At 64.3% G+C, this 24,389-nt stretch carries 22 protein-coding genes; 2 read left to right on the forward strand and 20 right to left on the reverse strand.

Features of this window, described 5'->3' with window-relative positions; all coding sequences use genetic code 11:
- Nucleotides 1–124 precede the first annotated feature (124 nt).
- Entirely contained in the window at nucleotides 125–922 is a 798-nt protein-coding gene (xth, locus tag BRA1417_RS0124860) for an exodeoxyribonuclease III (protein ID WP_035968779.1), read from the forward strand.
- Nucleotides 923–937: 15 nt separating this feature from the next.
- On the opposite strand, the gene BRA1417_RS0124865 is transcribed toward xth, so the two are convergent.
- The 6 genes from BRA1417_RS0124865 to BRA1417_RS0124890 form a co-directional block, all read right to left on the reverse strand.
- Complete coding sequence (locus tag BRA1417_RS0124865; RefSeq protein ID WP_027518134.1) at nucleotides 938–1,762, reverse strand: tetratricopeptide repeat protein; 825 nt, start codon at nucleotides 1,760–1,762, stop codon at nucleotides 938–940.
- Nucleotides 1,749–3,473, reverse strand: coding sequence for a dihydroxy-acid dehydratase (gene ilvD, locus BRA1417_RS0124870; protein ID WP_027518135.1), 1,725 nt, complete (start codon nucleotides 3,471–3,473; stop codon nucleotides 1,749–1,751). The genes BRA1417_RS0124865 and ilvD overlap by 14 nt, the downstream gene beginning before the upstream one ends.
- Before the next feature lie 1,326 nt (nucleotides 3,474–4,799).
- Nucleotides 4,800–5,057: a hypothetical protein gene (locus BRA1417_RS42995; RefSeq protein ID WP_007590640.1), complete on the reverse strand. Its 258-nt coding sequence runs from the start codon at nucleotides 5,055–5,057 to the stop codon at nucleotides 4,800–4,802.
- Between the two features lie 121 nt (nucleotides 5,058–5,178).
- The gene (locus BRA1417_RS0124880; protein WP_027518137.1) at nucleotides 5,179–5,391 is read right to left on the reverse strand and encodes a hypothetical protein; all 213 of its coding nucleotides are present in this window, start codon (nucleotides 5,389–5,391) and stop codon (nucleotides 5,179–5,181) included.
- Between the two features lie 148 nt (nucleotides 5,392–5,539).
- Nucleotides 5,540–5,716, reverse strand: a complete 177-nt coding sequence (locus BRA1417_RS44960; RefSeq protein WP_007590638.1) for a hypothetical protein — start codon at nucleotides 5,714–5,716, stop codon at nucleotides 5,540–5,542.
- A gap of 105 nt (nucleotides 5,717–5,821) precedes the next feature.
- Entirely contained in the window at nucleotides 5,822–7,558 is a 1,737-nt protein-coding gene (locus BRA1417_RS0124890; protein ID WP_027518138.1) for an adenylate/guanylate cyclase domain-containing protein, read from the reverse strand.
- A 323-nt stretch (nucleotides 7,559–7,881) separates the two neighbouring features.
- On the opposite strand from BRA1417_RS0124890, the gene BRA1417_RS0124900 reads away from it, so the two are divergent.
- Complete coding sequence (locus tag BRA1417_RS0124900) at nucleotides 7,882–10,086, forward strand: lytic transglycosylase domain-containing protein (RefSeq protein WP_027518140.1); 2,205 nt, start codon at nucleotides 7,882–7,884, stop codon at nucleotides 10,084–10,086.
- A gap of 148 nt (nucleotides 10,087–10,234) precedes the next feature.
- On the opposite strand, the gene BRA1417_RS0124905 is transcribed toward BRA1417_RS0124900, so the two are convergent.
- The 14 genes from BRA1417_RS0124905 to BRA1417_RS0124970 form a co-directional block, all read right to left on the reverse strand.
- On the reverse strand, nucleotides 10,235–11,203 hold the full coding sequence (locus BRA1417_RS0124905; RefSeq protein WP_027518141.1) for a tripartite tricarboxylate transporter substrate binding protein BugD: 969 nt from the start codon (nucleotides 11,201–11,203) through the stop codon (nucleotides 10,235–10,237).
- 87 nt (nucleotides 11,204–11,290) lie between these two features.
- The gene (locus tag BRA1417_RS0124910; protein WP_027518142.1) at nucleotides 11,291–12,532 is read right to left on the reverse strand and encodes a threonine synthase; all 1,242 of its coding nucleotides are present in this window, start codon (nucleotides 12,530–12,532) and stop codon (nucleotides 11,291–11,293) included.
- A 134-nt stretch (nucleotides 12,533–12,666) separates the two neighbouring features.
- The gene (lpdA, locus tag BRA1417_RS0124915; RefSeq protein ID WP_027518143.1) at nucleotides 12,667–14,085 is read right to left on the reverse strand and encodes a dihydrolipoyl dehydrogenase; all 1,419 of its coding nucleotides are present in this window, start codon (nucleotides 14,083–14,085) and stop codon (nucleotides 12,667–12,669) included.
- Nucleotides 14,086–14,102: 17 nt separating this feature from the next.
- Nucleotides 14,103–14,330: a hypothetical protein gene (locus tag BRA1417_RS0124920; protein ID WP_027518144.1), complete on the reverse strand. Its 228-nt coding sequence runs from the start codon at nucleotides 14,328–14,330 to the stop codon at nucleotides 14,103–14,105.
- 20 nt (nucleotides 14,331–14,350) lie between these two features.
- Entirely contained in the window at nucleotides 14,351–15,694 is a 1,344-nt protein-coding gene (locus BRA1417_RS0124925; protein ID WP_027518145.1) for a pyruvate dehydrogenase complex dihydrolipoamide acetyltransferase, read from the reverse strand.
- Nucleotides 15,695–15,754: 60 nt separating this feature from the next.
- Nucleotides 15,755–16,207, reverse strand: coding sequence for a nucleoside deaminase (locus tag BRA1417_RS0124930; RefSeq protein ID WP_007590624.1), 453 nt, complete (start codon nucleotides 16,205–16,207; stop codon nucleotides 15,755–15,757).
- Between the two features lie 2 nt (nucleotides 16,208–16,209).
- Nucleotides 16,210–16,512 carry a DUF5076 domain-containing protein gene (locus BRA1417_RS0124935; protein ID WP_007590623.1) on the reverse strand — a complete coding sequence of 101 codons (303 nt, stop codon included), beginning with the start codon at nucleotides 16,510–16,512 and terminating at the stop codon, nucleotides 16,210–16,212.
- A gap of 3 nt (nucleotides 16,513–16,515) precedes the next feature.
- The gene (locus BRA1417_RS0124940) at nucleotides 16,516–17,904 is read right to left on the reverse strand and encodes a pyruvate dehydrogenase complex E1 component subunit beta (protein ID WP_027518146.1); all 1,389 of its coding nucleotides are present in this window, start codon (nucleotides 17,902–17,904) and stop codon (nucleotides 16,516–16,518) included.
- 29 nt (nucleotides 17,905–17,933) lie between these two features.
- Nucleotides 17,934–18,956 (reverse strand): pyruvate dehydrogenase (acetyl-transferring) E1 component subunit alpha, encoded by a 1,023-nt coding sequence (gene pdhA / locus BRA1417_RS0124945; protein WP_007590620.1) that lies wholly within the window; start codon nucleotides 18,954–18,956, stop codon nucleotides 17,934–17,936.
- Between the two features lie 265 nt (nucleotides 18,957–19,221).
- Nucleotides 19,222–20,739, reverse strand: a complete 1,518-nt coding sequence (gene adh, locus BRA1417_RS0124950; protein WP_027518147.1) for an aldehyde dehydrogenase — start codon at nucleotides 20,737–20,739, stop codon at nucleotides 19,222–19,224.
- Nucleotides 20,740–21,030: 291 nt separating this feature from the next.
- Nucleotides 21,031–21,993: a GAF domain-containing protein gene (locus BRA1417_RS0124955; RefSeq protein WP_027518148.1), complete on the reverse strand. Its 963-nt coding sequence runs from the start codon at nucleotides 21,991–21,993 to the stop codon at nucleotides 21,031–21,033.
- 183 nt (nucleotides 21,994–22,176) lie between these two features.
- Complete coding sequence (locus tag BRA1417_RS0124960; RefSeq protein ID WP_007590617.1) at nucleotides 22,177–22,494, reverse strand: septum formation initiator family protein; 318 nt, start codon at nucleotides 22,492–22,494, stop codon at nucleotides 22,177–22,179.
- Between the two features lie 102 nt (nucleotides 22,495–22,596).
- Nucleotides 22,597–23,148 (reverse strand): NADPH-dependent FMN reductase, encoded by a 552-nt coding sequence (locus tag BRA1417_RS0124965; RefSeq protein WP_027518149.1) that lies wholly within the window; start codon nucleotides 23,146–23,148, stop codon nucleotides 22,597–22,599.
- Nucleotides 23,149–23,323: 175 nt separating this feature from the next.
- The gene (locus BRA1417_RS0124970; RefSeq protein ID WP_027518150.1) at nucleotides 23,324–24,322 is read right to left on the reverse strand and encodes an MBL fold metallo-hydrolase; all 999 of its coding nucleotides are present in this window, start codon (nucleotides 24,320–24,322) and stop codon (nucleotides 23,324–23,326) included.
- Between the last annotated feature and the right edge of the window lie 67 nt (nucleotides 24,323–24,389).

Here is a 24,389-nt window from a genome sequence, read left to right on the forward strand (position 1 = left end):
CTTTTCACGATCAATGGCCCAGGCCCGACTTAAGCCGGGTTAATTTTGTGGGAGATTTCGCAGCGTCCTTGACGGGCGCGTTTGCATTTTGTTCTAACCATGGCCCCTGCCCGGAGCCGCCAAGATGCCCATCAGAATAGCCACGTGGAACGTGAACTCGGTCCGGCAGCGGATCGATCTCCTCCTGACCTGGCTGAAGGAGTGCCAGCCGGACATCGTCTGCCTGCAGGAGATCAAATGCGTCGACGAGGCGTTCCCGCGGCTGGAGATCGAGGCGCTCGGCTACAACGTGGTCACCCACGGGCAGAAGACGTTTAACGGTGTCGCCCTGCTCTCGAAACTCCGGTTCGACGAGACCAAGTCGGGGCTGGCCGGCGACGACGAGGATGCGCATGCCCGCTTTCTCGAAGGCGTGGTGACGCTCAAGCGCGGAGTGCTGCGCGTCGCCTGCCTCTACCTGCCCAACGGCAACCCGGTCGGGACCGAGAAATATCCCTACAAGCTCAAATGGATGTCGCGGCTTCTTGAGTATTCGAAGGAGCGCCTCAAGACCGAGGAGCCGCTGATCCTCGCAGGCGACTTCAACGTCATCCCGCATGCCCGGGACGTCCATAATCCCGCCGCCTGGACCGAGGACGCCCTGTTCAAGGCCGAGACGCGGGAGAGTTTTCAGTCCCTGCTCGGCCTCGGCCTGACCGATGCGCTTCGGGCCGTCACCGACGAGCCCGGGCTCTACACGTTCTGGGATTACCAGGCCGGCGCCTGGCAGAAGAACCATGGCCTCCGGATCGACCACCTTCTGCTGTCGCCACAGGCCAGCGACCGGCTCGCCAATGTCGGCATCGACAGCTATGTGCGCAGCTGGGAGAAGCCGTCGGACCACGTGCCGGTGTGGGCGGATCTCGACCTTGAGGCGGCGTGAGGCCGCCTCAACCCATCACTCCCGGCGACCCTGCACCCATTGCTCTAGCATCTGCAGGCACATGGCGCGATCGTCGTCGGAGGCCTTTGCGAAGGCGCGGTTGTAGTTTTCCTTGATCCAGGTCTCGTCGCTGCCTGCGCTGTCGCGCGCCAGCGTCAGCCACATCAGGCCGCGCGCGGCCTGCCGCGGCAGGCGGTCGCCGTTGAACAGCATCTGGCCGAGCAGCGCCTGGGCTTCGTGCTGGCCCTTCTGCGCGGCGAGCCCAAGCCAGCGCGCGCCATAGCGGAAATCCTCGCGCGAAGCGTCTGGCGTCTTCAGGTACAGGCGGGCGAGATCGTATTGCGCATCCGCGTTGCCGAAATAGGACGCGGCATAGGAGAACATCTCCCGCGCCCGCTCCTGGTCCGGCTTGACCTTCGAATTCGGGATACCGCTAAGATAATAGCGGCCGAGCGCCACAAAGGCGTTGGCGACGATCTGCGCCTGCGGCGCCGACGGGCTGTCCTCGGCGTGCGCGTTGGCGATGCGGGTGAAATACTCGAACGCACGCACATCGTCCTGGGCGACGCCGTCGCCATTGGCGTACATGCGGCCGAGCTTCCACTGCGCGATGGGGTGGCCCCCCTCCGCGGCATATTGCAGGGCGCTGAGCGAGGTTTCCTGGGGCACGACCGCTGGCGGCACATTGCGGACCTTGCCCGCTGCACCCGGCAAGCTCGTGACCACCGGGATGGTCGCATCCTTGGGGCTGACGGGTGCGCCGTCAAAGGCGAGCGCCGGCGCGGCCAGCGCGGTAGCCCCCAACACAAACGCAACGATGGTACGCCTAGATGTCCGCATAGCACTGTTTCTCGTGCGCGCCGCCCGGATGGGTCACTGCCCCACCGACCGCTGGTCCAACCTGCTGAGCATATTTCCAGAGCGCGCCCGTCGTGTGGTTAGTCGCGCGAGCGGTCCATTTGGTCTTGCGCTGGGCAAGCTCCTGGTCGCTCAATTTTACGTTAAGGGTACCGGCGACCGCGTCGATCTCGATTATATCGCCGTCCTCGAGCAGCCCGATGGGGCCGCCGATGGCGGCTTCCGGCCCGACATGGCCGATGCAGAAGCCACGGGTGGCGCCGGAGAAGCGGCCGTCGGTGATGAGCGCGATCTTGCCGCCCATGCCCTGGCCGGTCAGCGCCGCGGTGGTCTGGAGCATTTCCCGCATGCCGGGGCCGCCCTTCGGCCCCTCGTAGCGGATCACGATGACTTCGCCTTCGCGGTAGGTGCGCTTCTGGACGGCCTCGAAAGCATCCTCCTCACGGTCGAAGCACCTGGCCGGACCGGTGAACCTGAGGTTGGACATTCCCGCGACTTTCACGATCGCACCTTCTGGCGCCAGATTGCCCTTCAGACCAACCACACCGCCCGTGACGGTGATGGGCTTGTCTGCCGGGTGCACCACGTCCTGGTGCGGATTCCACTTCACGCTTTTGAGGTTTTCGGCGATCGTTCGACCGGTGACGGTCATGCAGTCACCGTGGAGAAATCCGTTGTCGAGCAGCGTCTTCATCAGAAGCGGTATGCCACCTACTTCAAACATGTCTTTGGCGACATAACGGCCGCCCGGCTTCAAATCCGCGACGTACGGTGTCTTTTTGAAGATTTCGGCGACGTCGAACAGGTCGAACTTGATGCCGCACTCGTGCGCGATTGCTGGCAGGTGCAGTGCAGCATTGGTCGAGCCACCGGACGCGGCGACCACGGCAGCGGCATTCTCCAGCGCCTTGAGGGTGACGATGTCGCGCGGCCGGATGTTTTGGGCGATCAGCTCCATGACCTGCTCGCCCGCGGTCATGCAGAAGGCGTCGCGAATTTCATAGGGTGCCGGAGCACCGGCCGAGTACGGCAGCGCCAGCCCGATCGCCTCGGAGACGGTCGCCATCGTGTTGGCTGTGAACTGGGCGCCGCAGGCGCCCGCCGAAGGGCACGCCACGCGCTCAATCTCGTCGAGGTCCTCGTCCGACATCGCGCCGACCGAGTGCTTGCCGACGGCTTCGAACATGTCCTGCACGGTGACCTGCTGGCCCCGGAAATTGCCGGGCAGGATCGAGCCGCCATAGATGAAGATCGAGGGCACGTTGAGGCGGACCATCGCCATCATCATGCCCGGGAGCGACTTGTCGCAGCCGGCGAGGCCAACGAGGGCGTCATAGGCGTGGCCGCGGATCGTCAATTCGACGGAATCGGCGATGCATTCCCGCGACGGCAGCGAGGAGCGCATGCCGTCATGGCCCATGGCGATGCCGTCGGTCACGGTGATGGTGCAGAACTCGCGCGGCGTGCCGCCGGCGGCTGCGACGCCCTTCTTCACCGCCTGCGCCTGGCGCATCAGGGAGATGTTGCAGGGCGCGGCCTCGTTCCAGCACGAGGCGACGCCGACGAAGGGCTGGTGGATCTGGTCGGTGGTCAGACCCATGGCGTAGAGGTAGGACCGATGGGGCGCGCGCGCAGGGCCTTCCGTCACGTGACGGCTCGGCAGCCTCTGCTTGATGTTGCTCTTCGCGTCCATCGCCAACCAGTTTCCCCGGCCAACCCTTTCAGACCCGAAAAATCAGAGCCAAGATTTAATCGACCTTTTGAATCGACCTTGGGGATTTCCCGTCGCCTTCCAGGACCACCGCTGCCGCTAAAACATTTGAGTGATTTTATTCATGTTCGGGTGTGGCCAAAAAGCGGCGTCGATGCGAACGGACAGAGATGATGGTTAAATCTGTGAGCAGTGTTGCGCGGACGGCACAATCGTGGCCGGGAGGACACGACTGAGCTTACTGCGATACCCCCGGCGGGAGGACAATCCACAACTTCAGGTTTCCAGTACGTGCCTGCGCCACAACTTCGGCGCGCCGACGAGGCGCAGCCAGGGTGAGTCGGCGCCTTCCCCGCTTGTCCGGACGCGCTAAATCCTCCCCGTACAGGATGAATTCGATCAGCGAATTAGTGAACATGCACAGCAATGACGGAGCAAGGGGCGGCATCGCCTTCCTCCAATGCAGACTCAACTTGAAGACATGCCTTCGCGTTCTCGCGGCTGATTTCGCCCGAGTTTTGCTTCGTCACTCCGCCCTCAAATCCAAGAGGGCGCAGGGAAGGCCGGGTGCTGACCTCGCACCCGCGGTCCGCTGCGCGAAAAGCACACGCAGGAAAACCGCACAGCAGCATACAGGTGTAGCCAATCACTCGGCCTTCCCTGCGCGATGGTCGGACGGCTTATGCCGTGCTCTCCCGGGAGCCGAACTCTCCTTCTGGCCTCCCTCGCCTCGCGAATTTGATGATGCTGTCTGCCCGGTTGGGCTCGCACACACCTCCGCGAAAACTTGACCGTAGCAACGACGGCCAGGACCACACGGTTTTGCCGTACGCGCATTCGCCATTTCGCCGCAGGGTTCGATGGCATCGTGCACGTAGCCATCGAAATACCGACGAGACGAACTCACAGCGCCGCTCGTCCGCACGTGGCCACGGGCTCACAGGGACTACCCGCCCTGCCCGCACTCTCATGCCGACGCTGCCGCGTCCACCGCAAGCCCGGCTCGCAATCAAGACGACAACGAGATCGCCCCTCAAGGATGAGCCGGGATGGGCGACACATACGCCAAAACCGAATTTCGGTAAAACGGAATCTTTTTGTATGTATGCATTGACACAGGGGTCTCGAGAAATGGTCAGGTGTTTTGCCCGACGGGCAACCGCGACGACTTCGTGAAAGTCACATCAGGCCGCCCGGCCGTTCGGGTATGTCGTGACGGTCCGGACGGCGGTCGCCTTGCGGCGCTGGGTCCGTCATCGCCATGACTAGACCTCAGCGCCTCGCCCTTCTTCTCCTTAAACGGGCGGGCTACGCTCGTCCTCTTGCGCGCTGGGCTTGAGCCCAAGCCGCGGTGACGTCGCGCGGCGGGACGTCGACGCGCCGGATCGGCGTCAACTCGCCGGAGGCGGAGATGATCGCGGTCTCCTCGCGGCGGCAGCGCGGGCATACGAAGCGGACCTCATTTGGCGAAGCCGACCAGCTCGAACGTTTCACATTGGCCGCCATCGGCCAGGCCGCGCAATGCGAGCATGACACCAGGAACCGACCGGGATCGAGCATACCCATTCCAAAGGACTCCGCGTCCTGCCTTCCCTTCAATGATTAATCCATGTGAATCGTTCCGGTGCCAAAACACCGTTGAGGCACCGTCAAGGCGCCCTAGGTCGTCACCATGAGGCGGAGCGGCTCAGTGGGCGCCCTTGAGCGTGCACGACGTGGTGCAGGTGACCGTGTTGCCGTGGTCGCACGCCTTGCAGGCGGCAACGCACTGGTTCATGTCGCGGGGATTGAAGGAGGTGTAGTTCCGCATCGCGCAGACCGGGGTCGTGCCGGTGATGTCCTGCTCCTGGTTGCAGGCTGCCGTCATGAGTCCAAACATGATCACCACAAGGAGGCGCATGGGATCGCCCTGTAACGCACGACAAAACAATCTCGCGAGGCGCGCTGCACCGCAACGAGCCCGGCATTTCTACAGCGGAAAATCGCCGTAGGCGTCCCCGCATCTGCATTGAGGATGCGCGCCAAGTATTAAGAACGGATTGTCGGCGTCAGGCCGCAGCTTTGCTCGCGATGGCCTGCCGCATGTCCACCGCCAATTGGCGGTACTGCTCCGAAAGTTTCAGATAAAACTCGCGCTTGGTGCTGTCGGTGGCCAGCCTGGCGATCAGCTCGCATTCGGCGGTGAGCGTCTCGAACCGTTCGAGCCTGTTCTCAAGTTCTGTCATCGGCGTGTCCCCATCAAACGCCTCAAGGACACCAAACCTAAGCCCGGGAAATAGGTCACGGCGAACATCGTTATCGAGTAGAATCAATTTTTCCCGCGAGGCCGGCTATTTCTGCTCAAGCCGCCACGCGCCGTCCCAGCCCTCGCCCGGCGGATTGGCTTCGAACTGCGTGATGCGGGTAAGCATTGCCCGCGAGGGGCCGTCGCCGGGGACGGCTTCAAGTGCCACGTTGAAGGCGGCACGGGCCTCGTCGAAGCGGCGGGCTCGATAGGCGGCGAGGCCTCCGGCGTAGTGCGAACGCAGGCTCTCATGCGCGGCAGTGAGCTCGCCTGACCGGCCCATCACCTCGAAAATCGTTTGCGGCACGCTCTGGCCGGCGACCGCAAGACGATCGACCTCGCGCAATTCGAGGTGCGAGCCGATCGCGTCCGCCGTCGCCTGCGAGATCAGAATACGGGTGCCGTAGGTCTTGTTGACGGCCTCCAGTCGCGAGGCGAGATTCACCGCATCGCCCATCACGGTGAAGCTCATCATCAGCTCGGAGCCAATGCTCCCGGTCAGGACCTCTCCGGTCGCGATGCCGATGCGCAGATCGCAAAGCCCCGGCATGGCGCGGATGCCGAGGAGATCCGGCAATTGCTTCTGCAGCGCGGGCACCTGATCGGCCATGTCGATGGCGGCAAGGCCTGCGAGCAGCGCCGGCTCGTCCTCCTCGATGAAGGGCGGGCCCCAATAGGCCATGATGGCGTCGCCGATATATTTGTCGATGATGCCGCGATTGCTCCTGATCGGACCGGACATCATCGTGAAATAATGGTTCATCACCCTGACCAGGCCGCGCGGGGTCATGCCCTCGCTCATCGCGGTGAAGCCGCTCATGTCGCAGAACATGATGGTCATCACCCGGCGCTGGCCATCGATGGCGACCTCTGGCCGATCGATCAGGCCCTGCACCACCTTGGGATCGATGTAGCGACCGAACGTCTCGCGGACGCGCTCATTGTGCCTGAGCTGCTCGGTCATGCGGTTGAAGGCTGCGGCCAGCTCGCCGATCTCGTCCTGGGTGGAGACGGTGATGGTCTTGTCGAAGCGGCCGGCCTCGACCTCGCGGGTGCCGGCGAGCAGCAGCCGCACCGGGCGCGTAATGCCGCTGGACACCAGAAGCGCAAAGGCAAATCCGAGCACCGCTGCCAGCAGGGTCACGACTCCCGACACGATAATCGCTTGGTATTGCCGACTGATCACCTGCGACGTCGAAAAGAAGACCTGCGTCAGCATGTCGCCGCGGATCGCGTCGACCTTCCGGTTGAACGCATCGCGCAGCAAGTCGAGTTGTTCCAGGGTGCCGCGGGCCTCGGCCATGTCCTTGGCCTCGATCTGCTTGAGCAGTTTCGTATTGCCCTCGTCCAGATTGCGCCGCAGCTCGGTGACAGCGCTCTCGATACGAACGTCGAGCCGTGCCAGTGCGGCGTTGTCGGAAGAGGTCCTGGGGTCGTCGATGATGGCGTTGATGAGCTTGCGCGCGGTCTCGGCCTCCTCCTCAAACTTGCGGTCCAACGCCTCGAACTCGCGAAGCCGCGCCGCGTAGGCCTCCTCGTCCGACGCCGATCCCATCCTCGTCATGACCATTCGCCGCAGCGCCAGCGCCCGCTCCAGCGAGCGGATATTGGCGCGGGCAAGATGGCTATAGGCCGGAATGTAGCGGTTGGTCAGTTCGTCGAGTAGGACGCCGACCTGGCCCGACATCACCATCGACAGGATCGAGGTGACGAGCATCAGGACGATCAATCCGAGGGCGATGCCGACGATTTTGCGCCGGATCGACTGGTTGAAAAGCGGCATGGGTGTGAGGCAAAGGCTGAAAGAATGGTTTGAGGGAACTCAATACACCGGATTTGTCCGAGGGAACACGCGCAATCTGGCCCTCCGAGGCGTCCTGAACCGTCGCAACCGTCGCGCGAGCCGTGTTCGTTAATGAAGGTTAAGAGACCCGCTCGCCCCGCCGTTGCACAGGTTCCCTGGCTCCATCCGTATTTCGCCGCATTGTTGGAACAGCCTGAGGATGCGAAACGACGTCGTGTCACCATTTTTGACGCCGTTTTGATTCTCGAGCCGCATCTCGTCGCGGACTTTGGTTTGTACTGGTTTCGCAGGGGGACCACGGAATGAACCAGTGCCTACGCTCGCTCGCGTGTGTCGTTGCCGTGGCCGCTTTGGCCTTCATCCCTACCGAGCTGGCAGCGAAGAGCAGTCACAAATCGTCCGCGCCCAAATCGTCCGCGCCGAAGAAGACGCATGAGGCGAAAGCCGGCAAGCAGCGCCATGCCTCCGCCGGCAAGGCGCGGCACGGCAAGCATGCCGAGGCCAAGCGCAAGTCGAAGAAGCAGGACGACACCCCTTCAGACAAGCCGGCAGCCCCGCCGCTGACCGGCGATCTCGCCGCGTTGAAGGATGCCATCGATCTCGCGCGGAAGGGCAAGACTGAGGACGCGAGCGCGGCGCGCGACCGCATTGCCGACCCGGCGGGGCAGAAGCTCGCCGACTGGTTCATGCTGCGCCATTCCGAAAGCACGGCGAATTTCAAGCGCTACGCCGCCTTCCTCGCCGCCAATCCGGACTGGCCGAGCAGCGCACTGCTCCGCCGCCGCGCCGAGGCCCGGCTGTGGCAGGAGAAGGCCGACGCGGCGACCGTGCACACATTCACGATGGACCGGCCGACCAGCGCCAAGGGCAAGTTCGCGCTCGCCCGCGTGCTGATGACCGAGGGCGACAGCGACAGGGCCGCGCGTCTGGTGCGCAATGCCTGGCGCTCGGACGAATTGTCCGAACGCAGCGAGGAAGATTCCTACGAAGCGTTTCGCGATCTCCTGACCAGTGAGGATCATCGTGCCCGCATGGACAAGCGCCTCGGCGCCAAGGACTATGCGGGGGCGCGGCGCGCAGCCAAGCGCCTCGGCGAGGATGCGCTCGCGATCGTCAAGGCCTGCGCCGCGGTCACCGGCAAGGCCAGCAAGGCCAAGGATTACCTCGATGACGTCTCAGCCGAGGCGCGCCGTGACCTCGGCTATGTGCTGTGCCGCGCGCAATGGCATCTCCAGAATGACCGCATCGACGACGCGGCCGAGGTGATCCTGGCCGCCGCGCCCGATACGATGGCGGCGCAAGACACCGACGCCTGGTGGCGCGAGCGCCGCCTGCTCGCGCGAAAGCTGCTCGACCAGGGCAAGTTCAAAACCGCCTACGACGTCGTGCGCTCGGCGGCCGTGCCTGCGATGGAAGTCTATCGTGTCGACTATCACTTCATGTGCGGCTGGATCGCGCTGCGCTATCTCGACGATCCCAAGGCAGCGATGACGCACTTCGCCGCGATCGACGAAGGCTCCGCCAATCCGATCGCGCTGTCGCGCGCGCATTATTGGCGCGGCCGCGCGGCCGAGGCGATGAACGCACCGGCCGATGCGCGCCTGAGCTATCAGGCGGCGGCGCGCTATCCGACCGCCTATTACGGCCAGCTCGCCCGCGCCAGGCTCGGTCTCGACCGCATCGAGCTGCGCGCGCCCTCGCCCGTCCTGGCAGCAGTCGACGCGCCGCCCGCGGACGAGCGCGTGCGCGCCGCCGACATGCTCTACGGCGTCGGTGAGCGCGACATGGTGTTTTACTACGCCGAGGATTTCGCCAAGGAGAGCACCGACGTCGCGGCACTCGAAGCGCTCGGCGAGCTCGCCGGCCGGCGCAACGATGCGCGCGTGATGCTGGAGGTCGGCAAGTCGGCGCTGGCGCGCGGGCTCGCGCTCGATCACTACGCCTTCCCGACCATCGGTATCCCTGAACATAAGCAGGTCGCGCCCGCGATCGAGCCCAGCGTGATCTATTCGGTGGCACGCACCGAAAGCTCGTTCGACCAGCGCGACAAATCGGCCGCCAACGCAGTCGGCCTGATGCAGGTGACGCCGGAAGCGGGCCGCGACACCGCAAAGCGCTTCGGCCTGACCTATGATTGGGACAAGATGGTCTCCGATCCCGTCTACAACACGCAGATGGGCGCGGCCGAGCTCAGCGCGCTGATGTCGGAATACCGCGGCAACCAGATCATGACCTTCGCCGGTTACAATGCCGGCCGCGGCCGCGTGCGCGAATGGGTGCAAGCGCGCGGCGATCCCAGGGATCCCAAGGTCGATCCGGTCGACTGGGTGGAGCGCATCCCGCTGTCGGAGACGCGCAATTACGTCCAGCGCGTGATCGAGAACGTGCTGGTCTACCGCGCCCGGTTCGAGGGCAGCGGCATGATCGCCGGCAAGAGCGATCAGCGTGTGGTGACGAAGGACGCGACGGCCGTGGCGACGCCGGTGGGATTTACGGGGACGGAGTGAACGCTTCCAATCCTCATGGTGAGGAGGCCGCGTAGCGGCCGTCTCGAACCATGAAGGCCCAGCTGCCCGCGGCCATCCTTCGAGACGGCCGCTTTGCGGCCTCCTCAGGATGAGGTCGAAGGGTGTGGCGCGCAAGCGCCGCGCCGCCTCAATCCACCTTGATATTCGCCGCCTTGATCATCGGCCACCACTTCGCGATCTCCGCCTTCTGGCGCGCGCCAAGCGCTTCGGGCGTGAGCTGATCCTGGGGTGTCATCTCCAGCCCCTGGCTTTCGAGCTGCTTCTTCACGCCGGGATCGTTCAGCGCTTCCACGGCTGCGGCATTGAGTTTGGCGACGATCGTCTTCGGCGTGCTCTTCGGCACCCACATGCCGGACCACAGCGTCATGTTGAACCCCTTCAGGCCCGCCTCCTCCGCCGTCGGGATGTCGGGGGCCGAGGACAGGCGCTTGTCGTCGGTGATGGCGTAGGCGCGAATGGTGCCGGCGCGAACCTGGTTAATGGAGTTCGAGGTCTGGTCGACGATGACGTCGATCTGGCCGGCGATCAGATCGTTCAGGGCGGGCGCAGTGCCGCGATACGGTACGTATTGCAGCTTGATGCCGCTGACGCTCTCGAAATAGACCCCGGCGATGTGGCTGCCGGAACCCGCGCCGGCAGTGCCGGCGGTCGGCGGCGACGGCCGCGATTTCAGCCAGTCCAGCAGCTCCTTCAGCGAGGTTGCGGGCACCGCGTTCTTGCTGACGACGATCATCGGATTGCTCGGCAGCAGCACCACCGGCTCCAGGTCCGCGACCAGGTCGTAATTGAGCTTGTAGACGGCGCCGTTGGCAACGTGGGTGCCGAGATGGCCGAACGAGATCGTGTAGCCGTCGGGAGCCGAATGCACGGCGCGGCCGACGCCGATCGAGCCGCCCGCGCCAGTGACGTTCTCGATCACCAGCGGCTGCCCAAGCGATGTCCGCATCCGCTCGGCGAGCACGCGCGCCATCGCATCCGAGGGCCCGCCCGCCGCGAAGGGGACGATGATGGTGATGGGACGTGAAGGGTAATCGTCGGCGCGCGCGGCGCCTGCAACAGCGAGAATAGCAATCAGCGCAGCCCAGGCGGCCTTCATTGTGTTCTCCCCAGCAATGTCATTGTTGTTTTTGTCTCTTCCCGCGTACGGGAAGAGGGATCGTTCGTGAAGAGGCGAAATGACGCGCTAGAACTGCGAATAGTCGATCGGCTTGTGGCGATCGAGCGTCCGGGTGACCGGCGGCAGCGGATATTTCAGGCCGGTGGCGCAATTGAACAGCATCACGCGGTCGGTTTTGCTGACGCGGCCGTCGGCGAGGCTGTCCTTGTAGGCGGCGTAGGTCGCAGCGCCTTCGGGGCACAGCAGCAGCCCCTCCTCGCGCGCGACCTCGTTCAGCGCCGACGAAATCTTGTCGTCGTCGACCGCGATGGCAAAACCCTTGCTCTCGCGGACCGCGCGCAGAATCAGAAAGTCGCCGATCGCCTGCGGCACGCGGATGCCTGACGCGATGGTGTGAGCGTCCTCCCAACGCGTGGCATGCTCGGTGCCGGCTTCGTACGCGCGCACCATCGGCGCGCAGCCGGAGGCCTGCACCGCGACCATGCGCGGGCGCTTCGAGCCGATGAAGCCGATCTTCTCGAGCTCGTCGAACGCCTTCCACATCCCGATCAGGCCGGTGCCGCCGCCGGTCGGATAGAAGATCACGTCGGGCACGTCCCAGCCGAGCTGCTCGGCGAGTTCGAGCCCCATCGTCTTCTTGCCTTCGATCCGGTACGGCTCCTTCAAGGTCGAGGTGTCGAACCAGCCGACTTTCGCCTTGCCCTCGCCGACGATCTTGCCGCAATCGTCGATATAGCCGTTGACGCGGTACACGGTCGCGCCCTGAAGCTCGATCTCGCTGACGTTCACCTCGGGCGTATCGGCCGGGCAGAAGATCGTGGTCTTGATGCCGCAGGAGGTCGCATAGGCTGCGAGCGCCGCGCCGGCGTTGCCGTTGGTCGGCATCGCCATGTGCTTGATGCCGAGCGCCTTGCCCATCGACACCGCCATGACGAGGCCGCGCGCCTTGAACGAGCCGGTCGGCAGCCGCCCCTCGTCCTTGACGATAATCTCGCCGCCGCCGAGCTTTGCGCCGAGCTTGGGCAGCCGGATCAGCGGCGTGGTGACCTCGCCGAGCGAGACAATGTCCTTGCATTTGCGCACCGGCAACAGCTCGCGGTAGCGCCACATGTCGGCAGGGCGCTGCGCCAGCGCGTCCTTGGTCAGCGCCTTTTTCACGCCCGCGAGGTCATAGCGCACGAGGAGCGGCTTGCCGGCCTTGGAGAGGTTGTGGACCTGGTCGGCGGGATAATGGTCGCCCTCCATCGCGCATTCGAGATGGGTAACGAAGCTCGGGCGTTCGATGGTGAGGTTATCGTTGTCGTGCATGGGGTGGTTTCCTTCTTGTTTTGCAAAGAGATCCCTCCGCTCGTCATTGCGAGCGCAGCGAAGCAATCCAGAATCTTTCCGCGGAGGCAGTCTGGATTGCTTCGCTTCGCTCGCAATGACGGCGGCAGTGGCCGTCAAATATTCAGCACCCGTCCATACGCATCCAGCACGGCTTCCTTCATCATCTCCGACAGCGTCGGATGCGGGAATACGGTGTGCATCAGCTCCTCTTCCGTCGTCTCCAGGTTCATGGCGACGACGTAGCCCTGGATCAACTCGGTGACCTCCGCGCCGACCATGTGGGCGCCGAGCAGCTGACCGGTCTTCTTGTCGAAGATGACCTTGACCAGGCCCTGGTCCTCGCCGAGCGCGATCGCCTTGCCGTTGCCGACGAAGGGGAAGCGGCCGACGCGGATCTCGCGGCCATTCTCCTTGGCCTTGGCTTCGGTCAGGCCGACCGAGGCGACCTGCGGGTTGCAATAGGTGCAGCCGGGGATCATCAGCTTGTCCATGGGGTGCGGATGCAGGCCCTTGATGGCCTCGACGCAGATTACGCCCTCATGCTCGGCCTTGTGGGCCAGCATCGGGGGACCCGCGACGTCACCGATGGCATAGATGCCGGGAACGTTGGTCTTGCCGTAGCCGTCGATCACGATGCAGCCGCGCTCGGTTTTGACGCCGAGCTTTTCGAGACCGAGATTCTCGATGTTGCCGACGACGCCGACGGCAGAGATCACGCGCTCGAACTCGGCGGTCTGCTTCGCCTTGCCATCATCGAGCGTCGCGACCACGCTGTCGCTCTTCTTCTCCAGCTTCGTCACGCCCGTGTTGGTGAGGATCTTGATGCCCTGCTTCTCGAGGCGCTTGCGGGCAAGCCCGGCAATCTCGGCGTCCTCGACGGGCAGGATCTGCGGCAGCACCTCGACGACAGTGACATCGGAGCCCATCGTCTTGAAGAAAGATGCGAACTCGATCCCGATCGCGCCCGAGCCCATCACCAGTAGCGATTTCGGCATCCGCTCCGGCACCATCGCTTCAAAGTAGGTCCAGATCAGCTTCTTGTCCGGCTCGAGTCCCGGCAGCACCCGCGGCCGTGCTCCGGTCGCGACGATGATGTGCTTGGCCTGATACGTCCCCTCGCCCAGCGTGCCCTTTGGGCCCTCGACGTCGGACTTCTTCACGGTGACTTTGCCGGGCGCGTCGATCGAGGCCGCGCCCCAGATCACGCTGACCTTGTTCTTCTTCATCAGGAAGCCGACGCCGTCGTTCAGCCGCTTCGAGACGCCGCGCGAGCGCTGCACCACGGCCTTCGGATCGAACGAGACGTTATCGGCCGACAGGCCGTAATCCTTGGCGTGCTGCATGTAGTGGTAGATCTCGGCGGAGCGCAGCAGCGCTTTGGTCGGGATGCAGCCCCAGTTCAGGCAGATGCCGCCGAGATAGGATTTCTCGACGATCGCGACCTTGAAGCCGAGCTGGGCGGCGCGGATCGCGGTGACATAGCCGCCCGGACCGGAGCCGATGATGATGATGTCGAAGGATGTATCGGCCATGGCGGCTCCCGTTCAACTCAAGAGGTGCCGCGGGCGCGGCGCCTGGAAATCAAAACCCTGACCAGCCATTCGAGCAGGATCGCGCCGGCCATGATAGCCAGCGCGATCAGAATGACCGCCTGGCCGATGCTCCGTGCCAGCTGCTCGCCGGCAAAGAACGCGGAATGCAGAATATCGAGCCCGACCGGATTGAGTGCAACCACGGCCGAGAGCAACACGGAGATCCAGGGCCAGCGCGTTCGCATTCACCCCGCGCCTCCCCGGGCTACACCATCATCATCACGGGGTTTTCGATCAGCTGCTTGAAGGCGCCGATCAGCTCGGCGCCGAGCGCGCCGTCGATGGCACGGTGATCGCAGGACAGGGTCACGCTCATCATGTTCGCGATCTCGATCTTGCCGCCGCGGACCACAGGCCGCTCCTCGCTGGTGCCGACCGCGAGGATGGTCGCATGCGGCGGGTTGATCACGGCGGTGAAGTGGCTGATGCCGAACATGCCGAGGTTGGAGACGGCCGTCGTGCCGCCCTGGTATTCTTCCGGCTTCAGCTTGCGCGAGCGGGCGCGTGTCGCAAAGTCCTTCATCTCGTTGGAGATGGTCGAGAGCGTCTTGGTCTCGGCCTTGCGGATGATCGGCGTGATCAGGCCGCCGGGCATCGCCACGGCGACGCCGACGTCGGAATGGTGGTGCTTGACCATACCGGATTCGGTCCAGCTCACATTGCAATTCGGGATCTTCTGCAGCGCGACCGCCATCGCCTTGATGACGAAGTCGTTGACCGAGATCTTGTAGAGCGGCTTCTTCTCCTTGTCCTTGGGAGCAGCCGCATTGATCTCCTCGCGCGCAGTAAGCAGCTTGCCGATGTCGCAGTCGATGGTGAGGTAGAAGTGCGGGACGTTCTGGATCGACGCGGTCAAACGTTGGGCAATGGTGCGGCGCATCCCGTCATGCGGGACGACCTCGTAAGAGCCCGGCTCGAACAGCGACAGAATCTGCTTGTCCGACATGGTCGGCGCGGTCGAGGGCGCGCCTGACGGCGTCGCCGCGGGAGCCTTGAGGCCCTTGCCGGACTTGGCCTGCTCGACGTCGCGGGCCACCACGCGGCCATGCGGGCCGGTGCCAGTCACCATCGACACGTCGAGGCCGGCTTCCTTGGCGAGCCGGCGCGCCAGCGGCGAGGAGAACACGCGGCCAGCATGGCCGTTGCTCTGCGTAGCCGGTACTGCGGCCTGCGGTGCAGGTGCGGCGGCGGCCGCGGCCTTGGGCGCAGCAGGCGCAGGAGCCGACGCAGCAGCGGGAGCTTCAGCAGCTTTCGGAGGTGCGGCGGAAGCACTGGGCTTGGCGGCACCTGCCGCCTTCACGTCCTCGCCCTCGCCGGCCAGCACCGCGATCACGTCATTGACCGGGACGTCCTGCGTACCCTCGGGCACGAGGATCCTGGCGATCGTGCCCTCGTCGATGGCCTCGACCTCCATGGTCGCCTTGTCGGTCTCGATCTCGGCGATGACGTCGCCGGATTTGACCTTGTCGCCTTCCTTCTTCAGCCACTTGGCGAGGTTGCCCTTCTCCATCGTCGGCGAAAGAGCGGGCATCAGGATGTTGATGGGCATGCTGACCTCAAGAAGAACTTTGCAAAAATCCGTCTCCGGACCGAAGACGGACAGACCAGGTTAGTTGCCGATATCGCCCTGCCACAGGCGCTCATTGGCAGGGATGGAACGCCAGTTCTTCATCATGGTGATGGAGCGGTCGTCCGCAAGATCGATCCAGGGGATGCCGAACTTGTCGAGAATGTCCTTGGAGCCCTCGAAGGTGACGGACTCTCCGATCACCACGAGCTTGACCTTGAACAGCGCGAGCGCACCGGCACACATCGCGCATGGCGACAGCGTGGTGTACATGACGGTATCATGGAACGAAATCGCACCCGCCTCGCGCAGGCAGCTCATCTCGCCGTGCAGGATCGGGTTGTTCTCCTGCACGCGATTGTTGTGGCCGCGGGCGATCACCTTGTTGTCGCGGGTCAGCACGGCGCCGATCGGCAGGCCGCCTTGCGCGATTGAGGCTTCCGCCTCGCGGATCGCCTCCAGCATAAAATCGAAATGATAGGATTCGATCGCCACGGTCAGTGCCCCTTCCCGCGCGGCGTCGTGGTGCCGGTGTCGGTGGGACGCTCGATCTCGGCCTGGAACATCTCGATGATCCGGTTCAGCGCGTCCTCCTCGGTGTATTCGCTCTCGCGCGCATAGGCGCGCGCTGCGTGACGCGCGAGATCGACGAGCAGCAGGCCCCACATGTCCGGCTCGTCGAAGGCCCGCTGGAATGCCATCGACAGCCCGCCGTCCAGCACGAACACGCGCAGGATCTCGACCGCATCATCGCGGACGAGGACGTCGGGTGGTAATGGCTGCTCCTTCGGACCCGCCATGGTCTACCTGTAGCAGACGGCTTTGGCCGCCTCGACAACTTCGGCAGCCGAAGGCAGCGCGAGCTTTTCCAGGTTCGCGGCATAGGGCATCGGCACGTCCTTGCCGGAGACGCGGGTTACAGGCGCATCCAGATAGTCGAAGGCATGCTCCATGATCCGCGCGGTGATCTCGGCGCCGACGCCGCTCTGGGCCCAGCCCTCTTCCACCGTGACGGCGCGGCCGGTCTTCTTGACCGAGTTGACGATGGTCTCGGTGTCCATCGGACGCAGCGTGCGCAGGTCGATCACCTCGGCCTCGATGCCGTCCTTGGCGAGTTCGTCGGCGGCCTTCAGCGCGTAGCTCATGCCGTTCGACCATGAGATGATCGTGACATGGCTGCCCGAGCGCACGATGCGCGCCTTGCCGATCGGAATCACGAAGTCATCGAGCTTCGGCACCTCACCGGTGTGGCCGTAGAGCATCTCGTTCTCGAGGAAGATCACCGGATTGGGATCGCGGATCGCAGCCTTGAGCAGGCCCTTGTAATCAGCGGCCGAGAACGGTGCGACGACCTTGAGGCCCGGGACGTTCGAATACCAGGACGAATAGTCCTGACTGTGCTGGGCGGCCACGCGGGAAGCGGCGCCGTTGGGCCCGCGGAACACGATCGAGCAGCCCATCTGGCCGCCGGACATGTAGAGTGTCTTGGCCGCGGAGTTGATGATCTGGTCGATCGCCTGCATGGCGAAGTTGAAGGTCATGAATTCGACGATCGGCTTCAACCCGCTCATCGCAGCGCCGACGCCGATACCAGCAAAGCCGTGCTCGGTGATCGGCGTGTCGATGACGCGCTTGGCGCCGAATTCCTGAAGCAGCCCTTGCGTCACCTTGTAGGCGCCTTGGTATTCGGCGACCTCTTCGCCCATCACAAAGACGTCGGCGTCGCGGCGCATCTCTTCGGCCATGGCATCGCGCAGGGCTTCACGGATGGTCTGCGTCACCATCTCGGTGCCGGCGGGTACTTCCGGGTCGGGCTCTGCGACGGCCTGCGGTGCCGGCGCAGCTTTGGGCGCTGGCGCTTCGGCTTTTGCAGCGGCAGGAGCTGCGGACTCGGCGGCCTTCTGCTGCTGGGCAGGCGCCGGCGCCTTGGCGAGATCGGCGGCACTCTCGCCATCGGCCAGAATCGTCGCGATCGGCGTGTTCACGGCCACGTCGGCGGTGCCCTCGGGGATCAGGATCTTGCCGAGCGTACCTTCATCGGTCGCCTCGACCTCCATGGTCGCCTTGTCGGTCTCGATCTCGGCGATGACGTCGCCGGACTTGATCGTCTCACCCTCTTTTTTCAGCCATTTGGAGAGGTTGCCCTTCTCCATCGTGGGCGACAACGCGGGCATCAGCACTTGAATTGGCATATCGACTCCAAAAGAAAGCTTGCGCGCGTTCAGCGATAAATATCGGTCCAGAGCTCGGCGGCATCCGGCTCGGGATCATGCTGGGCGAAATCGGCGGACGCGTTGACGATGTCGCGCACCTCGGCGTCGATCGCCTTCAAATCCTGCTCGCTGACCTTGGCGGCCAACAGGCGATTGCGCACCTGCTCGATCGGATCCTGGTCGTGGCGGACTTTTTCGACCTCCTCGCGAGTTCTGTACTTTGCGGGATCGGACATCGAGTGGCCGCGATAACGGTAGGTCTGCATCTCCAGGATGAAGGGTCCCTTGCCGGCGCGGCACCAGGCCGCCGCCTCGTCGCCGGCAGCCTTGACGGCGCGGACGTCCATGCCGTCGACCTGCTGGCCGGGAATGTTGAAGGAGGCGCCGCGCTTCGAGAAATCCTGCTGCGCCGAGGCGCGCGAGACCGAAGTGCCCATGGCGTAGCGGTTGTTCTCGATGACGTAGATCACCGGCAGCTTCCAGAGCTCCGCCATGTTGAAGCTCTCATAGACCTGGCCCTGGTTGGCCGCACCGTCGCCGAAATAGGTGACGCTGACATTGTCGTTGTCGCGATAGTGATTGGCGAAAGCGAGCCCGGTGCCGAGCGAGACCTGGGCGCCGACGATGCCGTGGCCGCCGTAAAAGTGCTTCTCCTTGCTGAACATATGCATGGAGCCGCCCTTGCCCTTGGAATAGCCGCCACGACGGCCGGTGAGCTCGGCCATGACGCCGTTGGCCTCCATGCCGGTGGCGAGCATATGGCCGTGATCGCGATAGCCGGTGATGACCTGGTCGCCCGGCTTCAGGGCCATCTGCATCCCGACCACCACGGCCTCCTGGCCGATATAAAGGTGGCAGAAGCCGCCGATCGCGCCCATGCCGTAGAGCTGGCCGGCCTTTTCCTCGAACCGCCGGATCAGGAGCATATCGCGGAGCGCCTTGAGCTCCTGCTCTCTGGTGAATTCCGGGGGCGAACCGCCGTCGGTCTTGTCCTGTGCAGTGCTTGCGGCGGCTTTCTTGGGTGCGGCCATGGGAATTCCGGGTCAGAGAAAACTTCAGCCCTCTCTAACCCAAGTCAAACGCCCTTGGAAAGCACCGCGGCGGCATGGCACGCCTTTCATTATGCCGCACTGCAACGTGATCGTAATATTGCAAAATCTTTGACGCGGATCGGGCAACAAATCGACACGGTCGCCGCACGCGCAGATTCGTGACCTCATCAAAAAGCGTCGAGCCGATAAAGTCCCGCCATTTGGAACGGGCGACGCCGAAGCGGCGCCGCCCACTTCCGTCCGATCAGAAGAAGCCGAGCCTCTTGGGGCTGTAGCTGACCAGCAGGTTCTTGGTCTGCTGGTAGTGATCGAGCATCATTTTGTGGGTCTCGCGCCCGACGCCCGACTGCTTGTAGCCGCCGAAGGCCGCATGCGCGGGATAGGCATGGTAGCAGTTGGTCCAGACCCGGCCGGCCTGGATCGCCCGGCCGAAGCGATAGCAGCGGTTGGCGTCGCGGCTCCAGACGCCGGCCCCCAGCCCGTAGGGCGTGTCGTTGGCGATCTCGAGCGCCTCCTCGTCGTTCTTGAAGGTCGCGACCGAAACGACGGGGCCGAAGATCTCCTCCTGGAAGACGCGCATCTTGTTGTGGCCCTCGAGCACGGTCGGCTGGACGTAGAAGCCACCGGAGAGATCGCCACCGAGCTCGGCGCGTCCGCCGCCGGCCAGCACCTTTGCTCCCTCCTGTTTACCGATGTCGATGTAGGAGAGGATTTTTGCGAGCTGCTCGCCGGAAGCCTGCGCACCGATCATGGTGTCGGCCGCGCGCGGATCACCCTGCTTGATTGCGGCGACGCGCTTCAGCGCCCGCTCCATGAAGCGGTCGTAGATGTCGGCATGGACCAGCGCCCGGCTCGGACAGGTACAGACCTCGCCCTGGTTCAGCGCGAACATGACGAAACCTTCGATCGCCTTGTCGAAGAAATCATCGTCTTCGGCGGTGACGTCGCTGAAGAAGATGTTGGGCGACTTGCCGCCAAGCTCGAGCGTGACGGGAATGAGGTTCTGGCTGGCATATTGCATGATCAGCCGGCCCGTCGTGGTCTCGCCGGTGAAGGCGATCTTGGCGATGCGCGGGCTGGACGCGAGCGGCTTGCCGGCTTCCAGGCCAAAGCCGTTGACGATGTTGAGGACACCGGGCGGCAGAATGTCGCCGATGATCTCGGCCCAGACCATGATCGAGGCCGGGGTCTGCTCGGCCGGCTTGAGCACGACGCAATTGCCGGCGGCGAGTGCGGGCGCGAGCTTCCAGCAGGCCATCAGCAGCGGGAAGTTCCAGGGGATGATCTGGCCGACCACGCCGAGCGGTTCGTGGAAATGGTAGGCGACGGTGTCGTGATCGATCTCGCCGATCGAGCCTTCCTGGGCGCGGATGGCGCCGGCGAAATAGCGGAAATGATCGATGGCGAGCGGGAGGTCCGCTGCGCGGGTCTCGCGGATCGGCTTGCCGTTGTCCCAGGTCTCGGCGATGGCGAGACGCTCGAGATTATCTTCCATGCGGTCGGCGATCCGGTTCAGCATCGCAGCGCGCTCGGCAACGCTGGTGCGGCCCCAGGCGGCCTTCGCGGCATGCGCTGCGTCGAGCGCTGCCTCGACGTCCTGCGCGTCGGAGCGCGCGATCTTGCAGACGATCTGGCCCGTCACCGGCGAGGCGTTGTCGAAATACTTGCCGGAGATCGGCGCGACGAATTTGCCGCCGATGAAATTGTCGTAGCGTTCGGCGAAGGGAATTTTGGTGACGCTGAGGAATTCTACCTTGTTCATTGATCACTCCCGATGTTTGCTGTTTGCGCAATTCGTCGCGTGGTCGCGACTTGCGCCGACGATGTCGCGGGAGGCGTCTTCTGTCAGCCCTGATAGAAGCGATGACGGAGCCGACCTGTCGCAGTTCTGCGACAGGTGACGAGGCTGCACGTCGTGCTATCGGACATACTGACCTCAACCTGAGAGCGCGCTCTTGCGCGCGTCTCGAAGGATGGCTTGGGTGACAGCTGGGCCTCTTGTGGTCGAGACGACCGCTTCGCGGTCTCCTCACCATGAGGATCTACCAGCAGCTCAATGCGCGTTCAGCCCGAACCGCTTCAGCTTCCGGTGCAACGTGGCACGGCTGACGCCGAGGGCCTTGGCGGCCGCCGAGACATTGCCGCCTGCGCGCAAGAGCGCCCGCTGCAACACTGCGCGCTGTCCGCCGGCAAGATGGTCGCGCGCGGTGTCGCCGCCGAGGAGATCGGCGGCAGGCATCGGCTGCAACGCCCGGCCGGGCGCAATCCCGAGTCCCGCTCGGGCGGACCGGGTCGCGCCGATCACGAGATCGTCCGCGTCGACCGCAACGAGGCCGCCGCACTGGCCGTCCGCAGCCTGCGTCAGCACGATGCGGGCATGGGCGAAAGCCCTGCGAAACAGATCGGCTTCGATACGTTTGGCCGCCTCACCGGCCGCGAGTGCGATCAGACTGGAAAACACGTCGGTGCGGTCCGCGCGGCAGGAGGAGACGTCGAGCACGCCCGCGAACGCAGCTTCATGGTCGTAGATCGGAACGGCGGTGCAGCTCAGAAGCGTGTTGCGGGTGAAGAAATGCTGGTCGCGGTCGATCGTCAGCGGACGCTGCTCGACGAGGCAGGTACCGATGCCGTTGGTGCCCTCATGCTCCTCGCTCCAGAGCGCGCCGGTCCAGAGGCCCCAGGACTGAAATGTCGCGTCGTCCGCCGGGGTGCCGCGGCGATCGACCGGCACGCCCTCGCCGTCGGCGAGCAGTACGCAGCAGCCGCTGGCGCCGATCGCCTGGTAGAGGCGGTCCATCGCACCTCGAGCAGCGGCGAGCAGCGGCGCGATGCGCTCGCGCGCGCGGTGCAGCTCGGCTTCGCTCAGCCGGTTCGGCGAGCTACGGCCGGCGGGATCGAGACGATGCAATCTGGATGAACGGCGCCACGAGGCCACGACCGACGAGCGTGCCGCCTGGCCTGAAGTAATGGCGGCCTCGACACGGGCCGCGTGATGCCGGGGGGATTGCCCATTCATCACTGTTTCCTCCGGGTGGCAATCTAGAGCGTGCCGGCACGGCCCAGTTGATCTGCGTCAACCCTGGCCATGGCGCTGGAAGCCATGAGCCGGTTGCGGCGCTGCCATCAAGGCGGCAGTTCGGTTCCAGGCCTTCAACTTGGAGGTCTTCAACTTGGAGGTCTTCGAGTTTCGGAAGAGTTGTCAGTTCGCCGGGATCGTCCGGACGAGATCGCGCGGATTGACGTAGTCGAGCTGGAAACGCGCCCGCTCGTCCAGCATGTCGGGGTCGATCTTCGCGGAGCGCAGCAGCGAAACGCGCTGCTCGCTCCTGGCGCGCTCGCGCTTGAGCTGGGCCAGCTCGCTGGTCAGCGCCACGATCTCCTGGTCGAGCTCCTGGCGGGCGTTGAGGCCGTATTTGCCGGTATAGGCGTTGACGCCGAAATAGCCGACGATGGCGGCCGCCATCGCATAGAGGGCAAGACCGGTCAGGATCGATTTCAGGCGCGCGCGGGAGACCATCTTGGGAAGATGGGACAGGTTGGTTAAGGGCGTGCTAATTGCCCGCCCCCACCACCAACTGTCATGCCCGGGTTTGTCCCGAGCATGACCAGGATGGCGGCCTCAGCCGTGGTGCTTCGCCACGTGCGCCGCAAACGCGTCGATATAGGCCTGGAGCACGGGCTTCAGGGACTCCTTGGTCAGGTTGCCATCGGCATCGAACGCGTCGCCCACCCCGTTCAGATAGGCCTCCGGCTGCTGCATAATCGGACCGGAAATGCCCGGCAGGATGGTCTGGAGCGTCTTGGCGGCGCTGACGCCGCCGAGCGGGCCCGGCGAGTTCGCGATGATGCCGATCGGCTTGCCGTTGAACGAGCTCTTGCCATAGGGCCGCGAGGCAACGTCGATGGCGTTCTTCAGCACGCCCGGGATCGCGCGATTGTATTCCGGCGTGACGAAGATGACGCCGTCCGACTTCTGGAGTTTTTCGCGGAAAGACAACCAGTCGGCCGGCGGCGCACCCTCGAGGTCCTGGTTGAAGAACGAGATGCCGGCCGGCGTGATGACCTCGAGCTTGAGCGAGGCCGGCGCGAGCTTGGCGAGCGCATTGGCGATCTTCAGCGAAAAGCTGTCCTTACGCAGGCTGCCGGCGATCGTGACGATATTGTAGGCCATGGGATGTCCTCAGGACTTGAGCGGGAGTGCCGGGGCGGGACTTAAGCGATCCTCGGCGATGGATGCAAGTGCATGGACCGACGCCATTTGGAAACGCTGAGTTTCTGAACGGTCGCCCAAAACAATCAGGCCGCCAAGCGGCGGCCCGATTTTTCGTACAAATCTGCAGATCGGCTCAGATCGTCGGATTCCACGCCGACGGGATCAGGCGATATTTGGCGCCGTCCTTCTCGACATGGCCGACCGAGGGGAAAGTGAAGTGGAAGCCGATCACGGTCGCCTTCTCGGCCGCCGCCATGTCGTAGAACTTGTGACGCGTCTCCTGCGCCAGCGCAGCATCGGTGTCGAACACCACGTGCCAATCCGGATTGCGCAGGAAGAACTCCGGGATGTTGGTGACGTCGGACTGGATCAGCACCTTGGCATCGCCGGAGGCGACCGCGAACGACGTGTGCCCGGGGGTGTGGCCGGGCGTCGCGATCGACGTGATGCCCGGCGCGACCTCCTTGCCCCACTCGTACTTCGTCACCTTTGACTCGAGGCCGGCAAAGGTCTTCTTCACGTTGGCGAAGTAGTTCTTCATCATCGGGCTGGACTCGGCCTTGGCGGCGTTGTCCTCGCTGGTCCAGAACTCCCAGTCCTTGCCCGGCACCATGATCTCCGCATTGGGGAAGGCAAGCGCGCCGTCGGCGAGACGAATGCCGTTGGTGTGGTCGGGATGCAGATGCGAGAGCAGCACGACGTCGATGCTCTTGGGGTCGACGCCGGCGGCCTGGAGATTCTGCAGCGTGCGACCGACCGCGCCCTTGCTGGGCTCGAGATTGGCGACACCGTTGCCTGTATCGATCAGCACGAGCTTGGAGCCGGTGTTGATGAGCTGGGGGTTGAACGGCACCGTGACCATGCCCTTCGGCATGTAGGCCGCCTCGCCCGCGGCCAACGCTTCCTCCTTGGGAGCGTTGACGACGAACTTGTCCGGCATCGGGAACGTGCGCGCACCGTCATTAATCGAGGTGCACTCGTAGCTGCCGACCTTGTATCGGTAGAAGCCCGGCGCCTGCGTGCCGGCTTGCGGCACCGCGGCATTGGCAGTGGTCGATCCAAGCTTGGTCACGGCCGCCGCACCGAGGGCGGCGGCACCTGCGAGCAAATGGCGGCGGTTGAGATCGGTCATGGAGAAGTCCCCTTCTGAGCGCGCCTTGCGGTTTTTCCGCTTTCAATGGCGGCGGAATAATCTCCCG

Source organism: Bradyrhizobium sp. WSM1417 (genome assembly GCF_000515415.1).
GTDB lineage: Bacteria > Pseudomonadota > Alphaproteobacteria > Rhizobiales > Xanthobacteraceae > Bradyrhizobium.